The following is a 16683-nucleotide window of genomic DNA, read 5'->3' as shown; positions in this document are numbered from 1 at the left end:
CGTCGCTCCTGCGCAGGTCAGGCCGTCGCGCGGGACTTCCGGGCGGCCATCACCGCGTAGACGGGCACGCCCGCGAAGAGGAAGAGGACGCCCTGGTAGACGGCGGCGTACCCGGCGCCCGCGACCAGCCACATGGAGAACCCGAAGGCCAGCGAGGCGACGACGCCGTCGCGGACGAGGCGGCCGCGGTGGACCTGCTCGGACCGGCCGGTGAGCAGCAGGTGGATCTGCGCGGCGGTGGAGAGCAGGTAGGGGACGGTCGCGGTGAAGGTGGTGATCAGGACGAGGCTCTCGAAGACGCCCGCGGAGCCGGCCGTGTAGTTGTAGACGGTCAGGGCGGAGGCCAGCAGGACGGTGACGACGACGCCGGTGACGGGCACGCCGCGCCGCTTGGTCTCGAAGGCCTTGGGGAAGAGGCCGTCCTTGGCGGCGGCGTACGGGGTCTGGGCGCTGAGCAGGGTCCAGCCGTTGAGGGCGCCGAGCATGGAGACGACGGCGGCGCAGGCGACGACGGTACCGCCCCAGGTGCCGCCGAACATGGCGTTCACGGCGTCGGTGAAGGGGGCCTCGGAGGAGACGAGCCGGTCGTGGGCGACGAGGCCGAAGACGGAGAGGGTGCCCAGAAGGTAGACGACGGCGGCGCCGACGGTGCCGAGGACGGTGGCGCGGCCGACGTTGCGGGCGGGGTCGCGGACCTCGCCGGCGCTGACGGCGGCGGACTCCACGCCGAGGTAGCTGAAGAGCAGGATGGCGGCGGAGGCGGACAGTGCGCCGACGGGGCTCTGGCCGGTGGCCTGGAACGGGCCGAGGTTGGCGGGGTCGAAGAAGAACAGGCCGCCGACGGCGACGAGCAGCAGCGGGGCGAACTTCAGGACGGTCGCGACGACCTGGACGGTGCCCACCCAGCGGGTGCCGGCCAGGTTGGCGAGCGCGGGCAGCCACTGCACGGCCAGGGCGGCGAGGCACATCGACCAGGTGTGGTCGCCGACGGCCGGGAAGAGGACGGCCAGGTAGCCGACGGCGGCGACGGCGAGGGCCGCGTTGGAGACCCAGGAGGTGATCCAGTAGGTCCAGGCGGCGAGGAAGCCCGCGAAGTCGCCGAAGGCGGCCCGGGCGTAGACGTAGGGGCCGCCGGTGTGCGGGAGGCGCTCGGCGAGGCGGCCGAAGACCAGGGCGAGGGCGATCGCGCCGAGGGTGAGGATGCCGAAGGCGAGGAGGCTGATCGTGCCGAACGGGGCCACCGAGGCCGGCAGGAGGAAGATCCCGCCGCCGATGATGTTGCCCATGACCAGGCAGGTCGCGATGGGGAGGCCGAAGCGGCGGGCGTGCGGGCCCCCGCTCCCCCCGTCGGTCTCGCGGGCCTCGGCGGCCGGGGATCCGGGGGCCGCGGTCGGGGCGGGCGGGGCTATGGCAGGGGTGGTGCTCACGGGGGTCGCGCCTCGGGTGTTTCACATGCCGGACAGGTCGACACATGCTCCGGTACGCCGCCCGGGCCGCCAAATCAACGGCTTTCGTCCTGTACGGGCACCCCTGCGGAAGGAAACATTCCGCCGGGTGCGGGCCGCGGCCGCGGATCCTTCGGCGGCATTGCCGGCTCCGCTTCCGCCCGCCCGCCCGGCCCGACCGGGACCTGCGGCCCGTCCGCCTCGCGCAGCCAGCCCCGCAGGACGCGGTGCACGGCCTCGGCGCCGACCAGGCCCGGCTCCGGTCCGGGCAGGTCGGCCGGCCACATCAGGAAGGCGTGCCCCTGCTCCCCGCCCAGGCCGCCGTGCGAGCCGATCTGCTCCTCGAAGGCGTGGACCTGCCCGGTGGCCGGGTCGTACGCCGAGTTGACCATGATGTCGGGGACGTGCGGGAAGGCGTCGGTACGGGCGACCGCCGCGGCCGCGCCCGGCCCGTACGCGGCGAGCAGCTCCTGCGCCGCGGCAGGGTCGGACAAGGGGGCGCAGGCGCCCCCGGGGCCCAGGACGTGGCCGTCGACCAGCAGGAAGCCGATGCCGGGGTGGTTGGCGAGGGTCGGCAGCAGGGCGGGGTGGGCGCGCTCGATCCACTCCCGGGTGGCCCGGCCGGGCACGTCCGGGAAGGAGATCACCGCAAGGTTCCCGGAGGCCAGGACGACGGGGTCGGTGCGGCCGGGCCGCGGGTGGGCCTCCTCGCCCTCCTCGACGGGCCGGTGCAGGGCCGCGAGGACGGCGGCGCGGGCCTCGGCGCCGCTCGGGGTGCCGCCCGCCCGGCGGGAGACGGGCAGTCCGCAGCCGGCCCGGACCAGATCCTTCACGGTGAGGCCGTAACGGCCGAGGAAGGTCTCCCCCGGGCTCTGCCCGTGGTCGGACAGCAGCACGATCCGGTAGGCGCGCGGGGCGTGCTCGGCGACGCGCGCGACGAGGGCCAGGCTGCGGTCGAGCCGGGCCAGGACCCGGTCGGTGTCGCGGCCGCGCGGGCCCGAGTGGTGGGCGACCTCGTCGTAGGCGACGAGGTCGGCGTAGACGGCGGCCCGGCCGGCGAGCATGTCGCCGATGACGGCGGCCACGACGACGTCCCGCTCGACGACGGTCGCGAACGCCCGGATCAGCGGGTACAGGCCGCCCCGGGACACCCGCGGCCGGTCGCCGCGCAGCCTGGCCCGCACCGACTGGCCGATCTCCCGCCCGACTTCGGCGGTGAAGGACAGCGCGGTGCGGACGGCGTTGGCCGGGTCGGAGAAGTACGCGAAGTAGCCGGCGCGGGAGCGGTTGGCGCGGCCGCGGCGGGCCGACACCGAGAGCACCAGCGCGAGTTGGTCGGCGCCGCCGCTGAACAGGTTGCCCCGGCTGGCCCCGTCGACGGCGAGCAGGCCGGCGTCGCCGGTGCGGGCGACGGCCCGGCGCTGGAGCTCCGCGGCGCTGGTGGGCCGGTTGCAGACCATCACCTCGCCGGTGTCCTTCTCGTACCAGCGGAATGCCGGCACGTCGAAGGTGGTGCCGTGCAGGATGCCGAGCTGGCTGGCGCCGGTCTGGCTGGACCAGTCGGTGCGCCAGGGCATGACGCGGTGGCCGGTCTCCAGCCAGGACGCGGCCGTCGGCATGGTGCCGTTCCCGGCGGCCTCGCGCAGCACCTCGTACCCGACCCCGTCGAGCTGGAGGAAGACCAGGCCCGGCGGCGGCTCGCGGCCGGGCGCGGCCGCCCGGCGCTGCCGGCGGCGCCGGGCGGCGAGCCGGTACAGGCGCCTGCGGTAGGCCTCGTCGTCGCGGACCGCGAGGGCGGTGGAGGTGGCGGAGGCGACGGCGGACATGGCGGCCGCGACGACGACGGCGGTCTCGGGGGCGGCCCGGCCCTGCCCGGAGGGGACCAGGCTGAGCGCCATCAGCAGCAGGGAGCCGTTGAGGAAGAAAACGAGCAGGCCGAGGACGAGGGCCGGTACGAGCAGCAGGGCCCGTACGAGCAGGGGCCACACGAGGGCGCTCAGGAGGCCGAAGGCGCCCGCGCCCCAGGCCGCGGCGAGGCCGGCCTGTGTGATGCTGGCGCCGTCGCCGGACTGCAGCCGGAAGTCCGGCAGGATCCCGGCCAGGACGAGCATCGTCAGGGTGGAGACCGCCCACACGGTGAGCACGCGCACCGCGGCGCCGCCCGCCGTCCGCCACCGTCCTCGCCGCACGCCGCACCGCCTCGTGTCTCCCCCGGCCGGCGCCGCGCGCCCCGGCGCCGCCTCCAGCGTCGCACAGGCGGGGCGGGAGCGGCCCGTTGGCGGCAGGCGGGCGGGAGCGGACGGCGGCCGCGCGGGGGTGCGCGGGGCGCGGACGCGGGCGCGGTGCGGGGCGGGGCAGGGTGTGCGGCGGGCGTGCGGCGGGCGCGGGGCGCGGGGCGTACGGCGGGTGCCCGGGGCGTCAGGTGCCGTCGTAGCCGGCGGTCGGCATCGACAGCCGGCGGTGCACCTCCGCCTTCATCGCCGGGGTGTACTGCGGCTCGTCGAGCCCGGCGGTCTCCCACCGGACGCCGCGCCTGCGGCACTCGGCGGTGAACTCCTCCACGGAGCGCAGGGCCCGGGCGAGCACGCGGCGGTTGGGGGCGACGAACAGGTCGACCCGGCCCGCCTCCACGTCGCTCCACAGGCCGCAGTGGTCGGCGCGCAGTCCGTAGACGAGGAACTCCTTGGTGACGACGTACCCCTGGTCGGCGGCCCAGCGGGCGCACATGGCGTGCTGGCTCCGGGTGTCGACCGCGAAGGGGTCCGTGTCGAGTTCCTCAAGCGGGGCCAGGCTGGCGATCGCGGCCACGCGCAGCTCATCCATGCCGCCCGACCCTACTCCGATCCGCGGCCGCGGAGGAGGGGGCTGCGGGGCCGGGTTGGCGGGCGCCGTGCCGGGGGCAGGCTCCGGGTGGCGGGCTTAGTCTCGGTTCGGAGGCCTGCGACTGCGACGGGGAGGCCGGTGCCGGTGGAGATCACCTGGTGGGGGCATGCCGCCTGCACGGTGGAGGATTCCGGGGTGCGCGTGCTGACGGACCCGCTGTTCGCGCCGCGGCTGGCGCACCTGCGGCGGCGGCGCGGGGTGCTGCCGCCGCCCGAGGCGGCCGTGGCGGACGTGGCGGTCGTGTCGCACCTGCACGCCGACCACCTGCACCTGCCGTCCCTGGCCCGGCTCGCGCCCGGCACCCGCCTGGTGGTGCCGCGGGGTGCGCTGCGGGCGGTGCCGGGGCTGGCGCGGCTGGCCGGGGTGCGCGGGCTGGCCGTGGTGGAGGCGGTGCCGGGGGACGTCGTCGGGGTCGGGCAGGGGGTGCGGGTGCGGGCGGTCAGCGCGCGGCACGACGGGCGGCGGATGCCGTGGGGGCCGCAGCGGGTGCGGGCGCTGGGCTTCGTGGTGGAGGGTGCCGGGCGGACGTACTTCGCCGGGGACACGGGCCTGTTCGCCGCGATGGCCGGGGAGGTGGGGCCGGTCGACGTGGCACTGCTGCCGGTGGGCGGCTGGGGCCCGTACCTCGGGCCGGGGCACCTGAACGCGGCGGGTGCGGCGCGGGCGCTGGCGGCGCTGGCGCCGGCCGCGGCGGTGCCGGTGCACTACGGGACGTACTGGCCGATCGGGATGGACGCGGTGCGGCCGCACGAGTTCCACGCGCCGGGGCAGGAGTTCGCCCGGCTGGCGGGGCGGGCGGCGCCGGGGTCGGCGGTGCGGGTGCCGGGCCACGGCGAGCGGGTGCGGTTCCCGTGAGGGGCGTCGCGGTGGCGGCGGCCGGGGGCTGGGCGTGGGCGGCGGGCGGGGTGCCGGCGGAGACCGCCGAGCAGGCGGTCGGCTATCCGGCGCTGTTCCTGCTGGTGGCGGTGGGCGCGCTGGTTCCGGTGGTGCCGACCGGGGCGCTGGTGAGTTCGGCGGCGGTCGTGGCGTTCCACCGGGCGTCGCCGCCGCTGGGGGTGCTGCTGGTGGTGGGTGTGGCCGCGCTGGCCGCGTTCGCGGGGGACCTCACCCTGTACTGGCTGGGTGGGCGCGGGGTGCGGTCGCCGGGCGGGTCGCGGGGGCTGGAGCGGCTGCGGGCGCGGACCGCGCCGGAGCGGCTGGAGCAGGCGCGGGCGGGCCTGGAGCGGCACGGGGTGCAGGTGCTGGTGGTGTCCCGGCTGGTGCCGGCCGGCCGGATCCCCGTGATGGCCGCGTGCCTGCTGGCGCAGTGGCCGCTGCGCCGGTTCGCGCGCGGGGACGCGCCCGCGTGCGCGGCGTGGGCGGCGGCGTACGGGCTGATCGGGATCCTCGGCGGGTCGCTGTTCGCGGAGCCCTGGCAGGGCGTGGTGGCGGCGGTGGTCCTGGCCCTGCTGGCGGGCGCGGCACCGGGGCTGTGGCGGCGGCTGCGGGGCGTGGGCGCGGGGTGACCGCGCCGTGGCCGCCGCGGGGCGGGCGTACGGGGGCGGGCGTACGGAGAGGCGCGTACGGGGCGGGTCACCAGCAGCGGGACGCGCCGATCGGCAGGTCCCACAGGTCATCGCGGGAGAGGCCGGCGCGGTCCCAGGCGGCCCGGACCCGCTCCAGCGGCTCCGTGACCGGCTCGGCGGAGAGCACGAACGTGCCCCAGTGCATGGGCGCCATGCGCCGGGCCCCGACGTCGATGCAGGCCTGGACGGCCTCCTCGGGGTCGGCGTGGACGTCGCGCAGCCACCAGCGCGGGGCGTAGGCGCCGATCGGCAGCAGGGCCAGGTCGATGCCGGGGTGGCGGCGGCCGATCTCGGCGAACCAGTGGCCGTAGCCGGTGTCCCCGGCGAAGTAGAGCCTGTGCGGGGCCGGCGAGCGGGTGTCGGTGAGGATCCAGCCGCCCCACAGGCTGCGGCAGGTGTCGAGCAGGGTGCGCTTGGACCAGTGGTGGGCCGGGACGAAGTCGAAGCGCACGCCGTCCAGTTCGGCGGCCTCCCACCAGTCGAGCTCGGTGACGCGGGCGAAGCCGCGGCGGCGGCACCAGCGGCCGAGCCCGGCGGGGACGAAGAGCGGGGTGTGCCGGGGCAGCCGGCGCAGGGTGGGGGCGTCGAGGTGGTCGTAGTGGTTGTGGCTGATGACCACGGCGTCGACCGGCGGGAGGTCCTCCCAGGGGACGCCGACCGGCGTCATCCGGGCGGGTGTGGCGAGGATCCGGCGCGACCAGACGGGGTCGGTGAGCACGGTCAGGCCGCCGGTCCGCACCACCCAGCTGGCGTGGCCGGCCCAGGTGACGCAGGAGGTGCCGGGCGCCAGGACGGGCAGCGGGGCCGGCGCACAGGGCAGGTCGGGGATGCCGCGCAGTCCGTCGGGGCCGGGCCGGAAGGCGCCCTCGCGGGCGAGGCGGGCGTAGGCGCGCAGGCCGGGCATCGGGGTGGTGAGCCGGTCGGCGAAGGAGCGGGGCCAGAGGCGGCGCTCGCCGAGGGGGCGCGGGGCGGGGCGGGATCCCGGGCGGGGAGCGGTGCCCGGGGGCTGCGGCGGGCGGCGCGGGGCGGCGGCGGGGGCGCTGGTCTGATCCCTCATCAGGGAGTCTCCGTTCACGGCGGATCGGGCTCGTCGTGGCGGTCGGCGGTGCGGGATGCGGTCAGGGCGTCGGCGTCGGCGGCGGGCTCGGCACCGGGTGCGCGGCCGGGTGCCGGGGGCGGGTGCCGGGGCCCGCGGCCCGGGGTTCCGCGGCGGGCGGACCGGGGGCGCGGGGTGCGGGCCGGGGGCGCGGGGTGTGGGCCGGGGGCCGTCATGGCGCCAGCCCGGCCAGGACCGTGCCGAGGTGGTCCAGGGAGGCGCGTATGGACGGCAGGGCGAGCGGGTCGCGGACGGTGAGGGCCGCGAGGCGCTCCCCCGGGGTGGCACCGAGCAGGGGGCCGGTGGAGAGGCGGACCCGCAGCGAGCCCAGGTCGTCGGCGAAGCGTTGCCCGCCCGGGGTGGGGGTGCCGAGCCGGGCGCCGAGCCAGTCCTCCAGCTCCATCGCGTCGCGGATGCCGTGCCGGGCGAGGCCGGCGCGCAGCGGGTCCAGGTCGGCGTAGACGTGCCGGCCGGCCTGCGGGGGCCGGGCGAAGGCCCCGGCAGCGAGGAGGGTGCGGTGGACGGCGCCGGCGACCGCACCGTGCAGGGCGGCGGCCCGGCGGGCCCGGTCGGCGACGGCGGCCGGCTCGTCCAGGGCGAGCGCGGCCGCGGCGGCGACGGGCCCGGCGACGAGCGCGCCCGTCGCGGCGAGCACGTCGAGGGTTTGGGCCCGCAGCCGGGTGCCGTGCGGCGTGCCGGGAAGGCGGGCGACGGCGGCGGGCCACCCGGCGGGCAGCAGGGCGCCGGACAGGTCCAGCAGGACGGCGGCCCCGCCGGGCAGCATCTCCGCGGGGTTCAGGACGAGGGTGCGGTACGGGACGTGCACGGTGTCGCGCCAGGTCTCGTCGCTGACGACGAACAGCCCGGCGGAGGCGGCGGCCTCGCAGGCCTCCCGCAGCAGCTCGGGCGGCGGCACGGTCGCGGTCGGGTCGTCGGCGACGGACAGCAGCAGCACCCGAGGGTCGCCGCCCTCCGCCCGCACCCGGCGCACCGTCTCCAGCAGCGCGTACGGGTCCGGTACGCCGCCGCACTCGGCCGGGGTCTGCACGTGGTAGGCGCGGCGTCCCAGCAGCCGGATCTGCGGGGTCCACCAGGCGGGGCAGGGCCGCGGCAGGAGCACGTCCCCGCCGTGCGCGCCGAGCAGCGCCAGCAGCAGGGCGGGCGCGCCGGGCCCGGCGGCGACCTCGTCGGCGGCGGTGGGCAGGCCCCGCCGCTGCCAGTGCCGGGCGGCCGCCTCCAGCAGGGGCAGGGCGCCGCCGGGGGGTTCGGGGTCCGAGCGGCTCGCGGCCGTGGCGAGGGCCTCGGTGAGCCCGGGCAGGACCGGCAGGCCGGGCTCCGGCGCGGGCGGCCCGAACCGGACCGGGCCCCGGCCCTCCGCGGTGCGCTGCATCCCGGCCACCTCGCCCTGCCTTCCCCGTCGCGTAGGCCGCGCCGCTCGACCCTGCCCTTTATACGGTCGTTCGCAGGGATGCGCCTGTTGTGGGAGGGCACCCGGCGCACTCATGCGGCGCGGCCGGTGAGGGCGAGGAGGCGGGTCTGGTCGTCGGCGCCGGGCGGGGGCACCAGCGGCGGGCCGTACATGCCCGCGGCGGCGAGCCCGTCGGCGTACGGGGTGATCTCGTCGAGGGCGAACCGGACCAGCCCGGCGGGCAGGCGGTCGTCGGCGCCGACGGCCCGCGCGAGGTCCCAGGCGTGCACGACGCAGTCCGCGGTGAGCTCCGCGCAGTACGCGGCGGCCTTCGAGGGGCCGTAGGAGAGGGAGACGATGCGCTCCAGCGCCCAGGGGGAGGCGAAGGCCGTGTGGGCTGCCCGCGCGGCCCGGTCCCAGGCGGCGGCGGGGTCGTCGCCGAGGATGTCGCCGGCGAAGCGGTCGCCGACCTCGGCGACGGTGCAGCCCTCGGTGACCAGCGGCGGCACCCACAGCTGCTCGGCGGTGACGTGGTTGACGAGGTCGCGCACCGTCCACTCGGCGCAGGGGGTCGGAAGGCCCCACTGGCCGGGCGCCACGGCGCGGACCCGCGATCCGAACAGCCGGAGCGCCTCTGCGTGCTGTTCGAGGAGTGGCTCCGGCATGCTCCCACCGCCTCCGACGCGGCCCGACGCCCCGGGGCCCACTCTCCTCGCCCCCGGTGCGGCCTGCCACACCGCGTCCGCATGCCGGGATCCGCGTCCCGCAAGGCGGGTGCCCAGTCCGGCCCGCGGACCGCCTCCGGGGCCGCGGAGAGCGGCCCGTACGCCACGGATGCGGGGCGCTCGTGCGGGTTGCGGACGCGGAGGCCCGCGTACGGGAACGCCCCGTCCCGGGCCGCCTGTGGCCGGCGGCTCCGGTGTTCCGCTCGACAGGCAGTGGACGCGGCCGCTGCGGCCGTCAGCCGGACTGCTGCGCGAACGCCCCGACGACGAGGTCCGCGAGGAGCGCGCCGGCCCGGCCGTCGGGGTCCAGGTCCGGGTCGTAGATGGTGACGTTGAGCCCGACGCAGCGCGGGGATCCGATCAACACCCGCAGCAATTCGGCCAGTTCGGCGGGGAACAGGCCGCCGGGGTCGGGGCTGTCGACGGCGGGCATCACCGAGGGGTCGAGGACGTCGGCGTCGAGGTGCACCCAGAAGCCGGCGGTGACGGGCGGGTGGAGTCCGTCCAGCGCCGCCCGGGCCGTGGCGGCGGCGCCGCGGGCGCGGATGTCGCCGACGGTGGCGGTGCGGATGCCGGCGGCGCGCAGTTCGGGGAGGTCGGGGTCGCCGTCGCGGAGCCCGAAGAGGCGGACGTCCTCCTCGCGCAGGTAGGGGCCGCGGCCCTCCAGGTCGGTGAGGTCGGCCTGGCCGCGGCCGGTGGCCAGGGCGAGTTCCTCGCCGCCGGCGGCGCCGACGGGCCCGTTGGCGGCCTCGTTGCCGGGGTGGCGGAAGTCGGCCGAGCCGTCGATGGCGGCCAGCCCGTACCGGCCGAGGCGGCGCAGGGCCAGTGAGGCGCCGAGCTGGATCGAGCAGTCGCCGCCGAGGACGATCGGGAACTCGCCGGCCGTGAGGTGCTTCTCGATGCGGTCGGCGAGGGTGGCGGTGTACGCGGCGAGCGGCCCGGCGTGGAAGACGCCGTCGCCTTCCCGCCAGTCGCCCCGGTCGTAGCGGGGCGGTACGACGACGCCGCCCTCGCGGGCGCCGAGCCGGCTCAGCAGGCCCTGTTCGCGCAGGGCTCCGGCCAGCTTGTACACGCCGGGCACGGTGCCCGGAACGGGCGGCCGCAGGCCGAGGTTGGAGGGTGCGTCGAGCAGGACGAGGCTTCGCATGGGATCATCCTGCGCCATGGCGGCCGCCCCGGCCAGAGGCCCCCGCGGCCTCGGCCGTGATCGCCCAGCGCTCGTGGTCGCGCCAGGCGCCGTCGACGAAGAGGAAGTCCGGGGAGAGGCCCTCCAGCCGGAAGCCGCGGCTGCGGACGAGGCCGATGGAGGCCGTGTTGCCGGGCTGGATGTTGGCCTCCAGGCGGTGCAGTCCGAGCCCGGCCCCGGCCCCGGCGGCCGGGGCAGCCTGGGCGGCCGCGCCGGTGTGGGCGCCTGCCCGGTCGCCGCCGCCCGCGAGGGGGGCGAAGGCGTGGGCGAGGACCAGGTCGAGGCCCTCGCCGAGCAGTCCGCGCCCCGCGGCGTGCGCGAACGCCCCGTATCCCAGGGCCCCGCACTGGAAGGCGCCGCGGACGATGTTGTTGACGTTGACGAAGCCGGCGATGGCGCCGGTCGCCCGCTCGCACACCAGGAAGCCCGCCCGCCCGCCGCCGTCACCGCCGCCGGACAGCCGGGCCGCGTACGGCCCGTACGCCTCCAGCGTGTCCGGCGGGGACAGCCACGGGTGGTGCAGCCCGCGGCTCTCGCGTACCCGGGCGGTGAACTCGGGTCCGTCGGCGGCCCGGAAGGGGCGCAGTGCGACCCTGTCTCCTTCGGCGAGGTACGGGGGAAAGGACATCGCCCCAGCCTATGCGCCATGGCAGGATCACACGGTGACCACCGACTCCCACGCCGGCGGCGGGCTGCTGGAAGCCGCGGTGCGCAACAACGCCGAGTGGTGCGCCGCGGTCTGCCCCGGCGGCACCTTCACGGCCGACGCCTGGACCAGCCCGCACCGCACCCCGCCGTACTATCCGGACGCCGTCACCCTGACCCGCGGCGCCTCGGCCGCGGCGCTGACCGCGGCCGTCGACTCCGCCGCGCCCGGCTGCTCGGTCAAGGACTCCTTTGCGGCGCTCGACCTGGCCCCGGCCGGCTTCGAGGTGCTGTTCGAGGCGCAGTGGATCCACCGCCCGGCCGGGCCGCCCGCCCACCCCGGCTCCCTGCACTGGTCGCGGGTCGGCACTCCCGCCGGACTGGCGCGGTGGGAGGCCGCCTGGGGAGGCGGGCAGTCCGCCGGCCTCTTCCGCCCCGGGCTGCTCACGGCCGGGATCGCCTTCCTGGCGGGCCGGACCGGCGACGGCCGGATCGCCGCCGGGGCCGCCGCCAACACGGCCGCCGGAGTGGTCGGCATCTCCAACGTGTTCACGGCCGGGGACGTTCCCGCCGACGAGGCCTGGTCGGGCGCCCTCGACCGGATCTCCGCCCTGTGGCCCGGCCTGCCCGTCGTCGGCTACGAGGCCGGGGAGGATCTGGAGACGGCCGCCCGACACGGCTTCGCCCCGCTGGGCGGCCTGCGCGTCTGGCTGCACGCCTCCGCTTAGGGCCTAGGCCGTCTCCAGCCGCAGCCGCGGCACGTCCGTCCGCTCGATGCCGAACACCTGCGCATACAGGGAGAGTTCCGCCTCCAGTGCGCGGACCATCGTCTCCGCCCGGCGGAACCCGTGCCCCTCGCCCGCGAAGGCCAGGTACGCGTGCGGCACGGACCGGCCGCGCAGCGCCGCCAGCAGCCGCTCGGCCTGCGCGGGCGGGCACACCGCGTCGTCCAGCCCCTGGAGCAGCACGAAGGGGGCGGTGATCCGGTCGGCGCGGGCGACGGGCGAGCGCTCCCGGCAGATCACGGCGAGGGTCTGCGGCGGCCCGGCCAGCCCCTCGACGTAGCGGGACTCCAGGTCGTGGGTCTCCTCGGCGAAGCCGCGCAGGTCCAGGACCGGGTAGCGGATCGCCGCGCAGGCGTACAGGGACGTCGAGGCCAGCGAGGCCGCGGCCGTCCAGCCGCCCGCGCTGCCGCCGCGGATGGCGAGGCGGGCCGGGTCCGCGGTCCCCTCGTCGGCGAGCGCCCGGGCCACGGCCGCGCAGTCCTCCACGTCGACCACGCCCCACTGCTCGCGCAGCCGCTCCCGGTAGGCGCGCCCGTAACCGGTGGAGCCCCCGTAGTTGACCTCGACGACGCCGATGCCGCGGGAGGTGAAGTAGGCGATGTGCAGGTCGAGGACGGGCGGGACGTGCTCGGTGGGCCCTCCGTGCGCCCACACCGCGTACGGCGGCAGCTCGTCGGCGGGGGCGCGCCGGGCGGGATGGTGGGGCGGGTAGACGTGCGCGTGGATCTCCCGGTCGTCCGGGCCGAGGAAGGTGCGGGTCTGCGGCTCCGGGTAGTACGCCGGGTCCACGGGGGCGGGGGCCTGCGCGCCCACCACCCGGGCGTGCCCGGTCCGGGTGTCGAGCTCGACCACCTCGTAGGCGGTGCGGGGGCTGGCCGCGACCCCGTAGACGAGGTCGCCGTGCGCGGCGAGCGTCGGCTGCCAGGCGGTCCACGGCCCGGCGGCGTCGACGAGGTCCCCGGTGTCGGGGTCCAGCACGCCGAGGACGCTGGAGCCCAGCCCGTGCAGGACGGCGACGAGGCCGCCCGCGGGGCCGTCGGTGCGGGTTCCGGCCCCGGGCAGCGGGACGAGCCAGTTCAGCCCCGGCCGCCACAGCGCGCCCCCGAACTCCTCCTCCCGCGGGCACAGGTTCACGGCCTCGCCGGTCTCGGGGTCGACGCGGTACGGGTTCCACCAGCCGCTGCGGTCGCTGACCGCGAGGAGGGTGCCGTCCTGCGCCCAGTCGGCCTGGGCGACGGCCTCGTCCGGGCCGCCGAGGACGGTGCGCGGATCGGCGAGGGTGCCGTCCGCGGTGATCCGGGAGAGTTCGGCCTCGGTGCCGTCCCACGGCATGCGGGGGTGGTCCCAGACGAGCCGGACCGCATGCCGGCCGTCGGGGGACAGGCGCGGCCCGGTGCTGAAGCGGTGCCGGTCGTCGGTGAGCTCCCGTACGCGGGAGCGGTCCTCGGCCGCCGACCCGTCCAGCGGTACGGCGGCCAGGACGCGGCGGACGTCGGTGGGCGCGGGCCCGGTGAACTCCTCCAGGACGCACCAGGCCTCGCCGCCGCGCAGGACCGGGTCGGCCCAGCGCAGGGGGCGGCCGGGCGGGGACGGCGGGGTGAGGGGGCGGGGGGCGGGGCCGCCGGGCGCGTCGGGCTCGTACGCGTACATGCGCTGGTCGGCGAAGTGGACGAAGACGAGGAGCGGCCCGCCGCGGGGCCGCTCGGTGCCCGCCCAGGGGCGGCCGCCGTACTCGGTGAACGCGCTGCGGACGTTCCACGGGGCGGGCAGGGCCGGGCGGGGCGGGCCGCCGTCGGCGGGGCGCCGGACCAGGGTGCGGCGGCCGCCTTCGGCGGGGCGCGGCTCGGTCCACCAGACCTCGGCGCCGATGGTGCCGAGGTATTCGGGGCGGCCGTCGAGGGAGGCGGCGAGGGCGGCGCCGATGGGTGAGGGCCAGCTGCCGTACGGCTGCTCCCGGATCGCGGCGGGCGGCGGGTCGGCGGGGTGGGGGGCGGCGGCGTGCGGGGCCGCGGCCGGGGGGTCTTCCCGGGCGGCGTCCATCACAGGGTCCGCAACGCGTGGTCGAGGACGCGGACGCCGAAGTGCAGGGCGTCGACCGGGACCCGCTCGTCCACGCCGTGGAAGAGGGACCAGTAGTCGAAGCCGGGCGGGAGTCTGAGCGGGGAGAAGCCGTAGCCGGTGATGCCGAGGCGGGAGAACTGCTTGGCGTCGGTGCCGCCGGCCATGCAGAAGGGGACGACGCGGCCGTCGGGGGCGAAGCACTCGACGGACTCGCGCAGGACGGCGAACGTCCGGCTGTCGACCGGTGCCTGCAGGGCGTCCGTACGGTGGTGGAACTCCCACTCGACGTCGGGCCCGGTCAGCTCGTTCAGGGTGGCGAGGAACTCCTCCTCGCCGCCGGGCAGTGTCCGTCCGTCGACGTACGCGGTGGCGGTGCCGGGGATGACGTTGACCTTGTAGCCGGCGCTGAGCATCGTCGGGTTGGCGCTGTTGCGCAGCGTCCCTTCGACGAGCGCCGCGGCCGGGCCGAGCTTGGGCAGCAGCCCGTCGAGGTCGGTGCCGCGGGCGCGCGGGTCGACGTGGAGGCCCTGGAGGGCGGCGAGTTCGGTGATGCAGGCGGCGACGGTGTCGGTGAGGCGGACGGGCCAGGTGTGCTCGCCGATCCTGGCGACGGCCGCGGCGAGCCGGCTGACGGCGTTGGCGTGGTTCGGCTTCGAGCCGTGCCCGGCCGTGCCCCGGGCCGTCAGCTTCAGCCAGGCGGTGCCGCGCTCGCCGGCCGCGATCGGGTAGAGGGGCTGGCGGGGGCCGTTGTGCACGGTGAACGCCCCGGACTCGCCGAGCCCCTCCGTACAGCCCTCGAACAGGCCGGCATGCCGGTCGGCGAGGTAGCCCGCACCGTCGACGGCGCTGTCCTCCTCGTCGGCGGTGTACGCGAGGACGACGTCCCGGCGCGGGCGGGCGCCGGCGCGGGCCCAGGCGCGCACCACGGCCAGGACCATGGCGTCGGTGTTCTTCATGTCGACGGCTCCGCGGCCCCACACGACCCCGTCGCGGACCTCCCCCGAGAAGGGGTCGGTGCTCCACTCGGCGGGGTCGGCGGGCACCACGTCGAGGTGGCCGTGGACGAGGAGGGCGTCGGCCGAAGGGTCGCTGCCGGGGATGCGGGCCACCACGTTGGTACGGCCCGGGGTGCGCTCCAGCAGGACGGGCTCCAGGCCGGCGGCGGCGAGGCGCTCGGCGACGTACTCGGCGGCAGGGCGCTCGCGGCAGTCGCCGCCTCCCCTGTTGGAGGTGTCGATGCGGATGAGGTCGGAGGTGAAGGCGACGGCCTCGTCGAGGGCGGTCCGGTCGACCGGGGACTCCTCGGCCGGCGGCTCCGCGGGCGGGGTGTGCGCGGCCGGGCGCTGGGGGGTGACAGCGGGCATGTCAGCCATACTGCTCCTCCACGGCCGCCGAGACGACCGTCGTGACCGCCTTGAAGGTGCGGATCCCCTCGTACATCGTCCCACTGGTGTACGCGGCCCTGCGCTCGCCGGTGCGCTCGACGCCGGGGACGACGGTGGCGGCCATCGCCAGGTGCTCCGCGTCGAACTCCATCTCCACGGTGTGGGGGCCGCGGCTGACGGGGTCGCGGCGCACGGCGAGGGCGGCGGCGGCCTTGGCGGCGGCCCGGATGTCGGCGGCGGTGCGGGCGGGGGTCCGGCAGACGGCGGCGTACCGGGAGACGTGGTCCTTGACGGCGACGGTCAGCGCGTCCGGGGCGTAGCCGGCGGCGTCGGCGCAGGTCAGGTCGTCGCCGGTGACGAGGACGACGGGGACGCCGAACTCGGCGACGACGTGGGCGTTCAGCAGGCCCTCGCTGGCGCGGACGCCGTCGAGCCAGACGCCGGTGAGGGAGTTGGCGAGGTAGGTGTGGGCGAGGACGCCCTCGGAGCCGGCGCCGCAGTGGTAGCCGACGAAGGCGATGCCGTCGACGTCGCCGTGCTGGACGCCCTCCACCATGGAGAGGGACTTGTGGCGGCCGGTGAGCATCTCGGCCCGCTCGTCGAGCTGTTCGAGGAGCAGGTTCCGCATGGTCCAGTGGGCTTCGTTGACGAGGACCTCCTCGGCCCCGCCGTCGAGGAAGCCGAGGACGGCCGCGTTCACGTCGGAGGTGAACATCGGGCGGCAGCGCTCCCACTGGGGAGTGCCGGGCAGGACGTCGGCGGGCCAGGTGACGCCGGTGGCGCCTTCCATGTCGGCCGAGACGAGGATCTTCATCGAACCCCCTGGGCGGTCGGCTGCGCGCGGCGCCGGCTGACCGGGCGGCCCGCCCGCCCGCGCAGGCGTCCAGCCTAGCCCTCCGGGGCTGCCGCGGGCCGTGGACCGCGCCCGCGGGCCGGCGGCTCGTCCGCAGCGGGAATTCCACCCGATCCGGTGAGCCGCCGGGCGGTGTCGCCGTCCGGCGGAGGCGCAACGGCCTTGCTCAGGATTCGACTTCGTTCGCGAGGTTCTCGAGGACGGTGTCGTAGATGCGGCCGAGGCCCTTGGGGGCGAAGGTGCGCTCGAAGAAGCCGCCGATGCCGCCGGCGCCGTTCCAGACGGTGGTGACCACGGCCTTGGACTTGCCCTCGCCGGCCGGGGTGACGGTCCAGGTGGTGACCATGGAGGAGTTGCGGTCCTTCTCCACGAGCTGTCCGTCGGTCGGCTCGGTGACCTCGAGCAGGCAGTCGCGGACGCGCTTGCTGGTGGCCTGGAGCTTCCAGTGGACGAGGGTCCCCTCGCCGTCGCCGCCCTCGCGCACCTCGTACTCGCTGAAGTGCTCGGGCAGCAGCTTGCGCCGGGTACCGGTGTAGTCGGCCAGCGTGTCGAACACGGTCTCCGCGTCGGCCGCGATGATCCGCTCCGTGGTGGCCTCGACCTGCGCCATACCTGTTCCTCCAGCAGTTGTGTTGCCTAGACGGCC

The 16683-nt window shown here is 77.2% G+C and carries 15 protein-coding genes; 3 read left to right on the top strand and 12 right to left on the bottom strand.

Annotated features, from left to right (window positions below):
• Positions 1-17 precede the first annotated feature (17 nt).
• From C0216_RS10335 to C0216_RS10325, 3 genes are all read right to left on the bottom strand, one after another.
• On the bottom strand, positions 18-1427 hold the full coding sequence (locus tag C0216_RS10335) for an amino acid permease (protein ID WP_114054984.1): 1410 nt from the start codon (positions 1425-1427) through the stop codon (positions 18-20).
• Positions 1428-1501: 74 nt separating this feature from the next.
• Entirely contained in the window at positions 1502-3634 is a 2133-nt protein-coding gene (locus C0216_RS10330; protein ID WP_174250373.1) for a phage holin family protein, read from the bottom strand.
• Positions 3635-3863: 229 nt separating this feature from the next.
• On the bottom strand, positions 3864-4268 hold the full coding sequence (locus C0216_RS10325) for a hypothetical protein (protein WP_114054982.1): 405 nt from the start codon (positions 4266-4268) through the stop codon (positions 3864-3866).
• 138 nt (positions 4269-4406) lie between these two features.
• Here C0216_RS10325 and C0216_RS10320 point away from each other — a divergent pair, with 138 nt between their 5' ends.
• Positions 4407-5183 carry an MBL fold metallo-hydrolase gene (locus C0216_RS10320; protein ID WP_114054981.1) on the top strand — a complete coding sequence of 259 codons (777 nt, stop codon included), beginning with the start codon at positions 4407-4409 and terminating at the stop codon, positions 5181-5183.
• Positions 5180-5833: a DedA family protein gene (locus C0216_RS10315; protein WP_246042446.1), complete on the top strand. Its 654-nt coding sequence runs from the start codon at positions 5180-5182 to the stop codon at positions 5831-5833. The genes C0216_RS10320 and C0216_RS10315 overlap by 4 nt, the downstream gene beginning before the upstream one ends.
• 67 nt (positions 5834-5900) lie before the next feature.
• On the opposite strand, the gene C0216_RS10310 is transcribed toward C0216_RS10315, so the two are convergent.
• The 5 genes from C0216_RS10310 to C0216_RS10285 form a co-directional block, all read right to left on the bottom strand.
• Complete coding sequence (locus C0216_RS10310) at positions 5901-6950, bottom strand: MBL fold metallo-hydrolase (RefSeq protein WP_114054979.1); 1050 nt, start codon at positions 6948-6950, stop codon at positions 5901-5903.
• A gap of 211 nt (positions 6951-7161) precedes the next feature.
• Positions 7162-8379 (bottom strand): aminotransferase class I/II-fold pyridoxal phosphate-dependent enzyme, encoded by a 1218-nt coding sequence (locus tag C0216_RS10300; protein ID WP_114058577.1) that lies wholly within the window; start codon positions 8377-8379, stop codon positions 7162-7164.
• Positions 8380-8489: 110 nt separating this feature from the next.
• Positions 8490-9062, bottom strand: coding sequence for a TIGR03086 family metal-binding protein (locus C0216_RS10295; protein WP_114054977.1), 573 nt, complete (start codon positions 9060-9062; stop codon positions 8490-8492).
• 295 nt (positions 9063-9357) lie between these two features.
• On the bottom strand, positions 9358-10269 hold the full coding sequence (locus C0216_RS10290; protein WP_114054976.1) for an arginase family protein: 912 nt from the start codon (positions 10267-10269) through the stop codon (positions 9358-9360).
• A gap of 4 nt (positions 10270-10273) precedes the next feature.
• Positions 10274-10936 (bottom strand): GNAT family N-acetyltransferase, encoded by a 663-nt coding sequence (locus C0216_RS10285; protein WP_114054975.1) that lies wholly within the window; start codon positions 10934-10936, stop codon positions 10274-10276.
• A gap of 34 nt (positions 10937-10970) precedes the next feature.
• Between C0216_RS10285 and C0216_RS10280 the strand changes: the two genes are divergently transcribed.
• Positions 10971-11681 (top strand): hypothetical protein, encoded by a 711-nt coding sequence (locus C0216_RS10280; protein WP_246042443.1) that lies wholly within the window; start codon positions 10971-10973, stop codon positions 11679-11681.
• Between the two features lie 3 nt (positions 11682-11684).
• Here C0216_RS10280 and C0216_RS10275 read toward each other — a convergent pair whose 3' ends face one another.
• From C0216_RS10275 to C0216_RS10260, 4 genes are all read right to left on the bottom strand, one after another.
• Positions 11685-13778, bottom strand: a complete 2094-nt coding sequence (locus C0216_RS10275) for a prolyl oligopeptidase family serine peptidase (protein ID WP_114054974.1) — start codon at positions 13776-13778, stop codon at positions 11685-11687.
• Positions 13778-15172, bottom strand: coding sequence for a M20/M25/M40 family metallo-hydrolase (locus C0216_RS10270; protein ID WP_428985415.1), 1395 nt, complete (start codon positions 15170-15172; stop codon positions 13778-13780). The genes C0216_RS10275 and C0216_RS10270 overlap by 1 nt, the downstream gene beginning before the upstream one ends.
• Positions 15165-15998, bottom strand: a complete 834-nt coding sequence (locus C0216_RS10265) for a M55 family metallopeptidase (RefSeq protein ID WP_114054972.1) — start codon at positions 15996-15998, stop codon at positions 15165-15167. The genes C0216_RS10270 and C0216_RS10265 overlap by 8 nt, the downstream gene beginning before the upstream one ends.
• A 205-nt stretch (positions 15999-16203) precedes the next feature.
• Positions 16204-16647 carry an SRPBCC family protein gene (locus C0216_RS10260; RefSeq protein ID WP_114054971.1) on the bottom strand — a complete coding sequence of 148 codons (444 nt, stop codon included), beginning with the start codon at positions 16645-16647 and terminating at the stop codon, positions 16204-16206.
• Positions 16648-16683 lie beyond the last annotated feature (36 nt).

It is taken from the genome of Streptomyces globosus, from assembly GCF_003325375.1.
GTDB lineage: Bacteria > Actinomycetota > Actinomycetes > Streptomycetales > Streptomycetaceae > Streptomyces > Streptomyces globosus_A.
This window is presented reverse-complemented; position numbering and strand designations above follow the sequence as displayed.

Coding starts and splice junctions, on each gene's coding strand:
- C0216_RS10270 (WP_428985415.1), bottom strand. CDS start 15,172: ATGGCTGACATGCCCGCTGTCACCCCCCAGCGCCCGGCCGCGCACACC.
- C0216_RS10290 (WP_114054976.1), bottom strand. CDS start 10,269: ATGCGAAGCCTCGTCCTGCTCGACGCACCCTCCAACCTCGGCCTGCGG.
- C0216_RS10260 (WP_114054971.1), bottom strand. CDS start 16,647: ATGGCGCAGGTCGAGGCCACCACGGAGCGGATCATCGCGGCCGACGCG.
- C0216_RS10285 (WP_114054975.1), bottom strand. CDS start 10,936: ATGTCCTTTCCCCCGTACCTCGCCGAAGGAGACAGGGTCGCACTGCGC.
- C0216_RS10310 (WP_114054979.1), bottom strand. CDS start 6,950: ATGAGGGATCAGACCAGCGCCCCCGCCGCCGCCCCGCGCCGCCCGCCG.
- C0216_RS10265 (WP_114054972.1), bottom strand. CDS start 15,998: ATGAAGATCCTCGTCTCGGCCGACATGGAAGGCGCCACCGGCGTCACC.
- C0216_RS10295 (WP_114054977.1), bottom strand. CDS start 9,062: ATGCCGGAGCCACTCCTCGAACAGCACGCAGAGGCGCTCCGGCTGTTC.
- C0216_RS10325 (WP_114054982.1), bottom strand. CDS start 4,268: ATGGATGAGCTGCGCGTGGCCGCGATCGCCAGCCTGGCCCCGCTTGAG.
- C0216_RS10275 (WP_114054974.1), bottom strand. CDS start 13,778: ATGGACGCCGCCCGGGAAGACCCCCCGGCCGCGGCCCCGCACGCCGCC.
- C0216_RS10300 (WP_114058577.1), bottom strand. CDS start 8,379: ATGCAGCGCACCGCGGAGGGCCGGGGCCCGGTCCGGTTCGGGCCGCCC.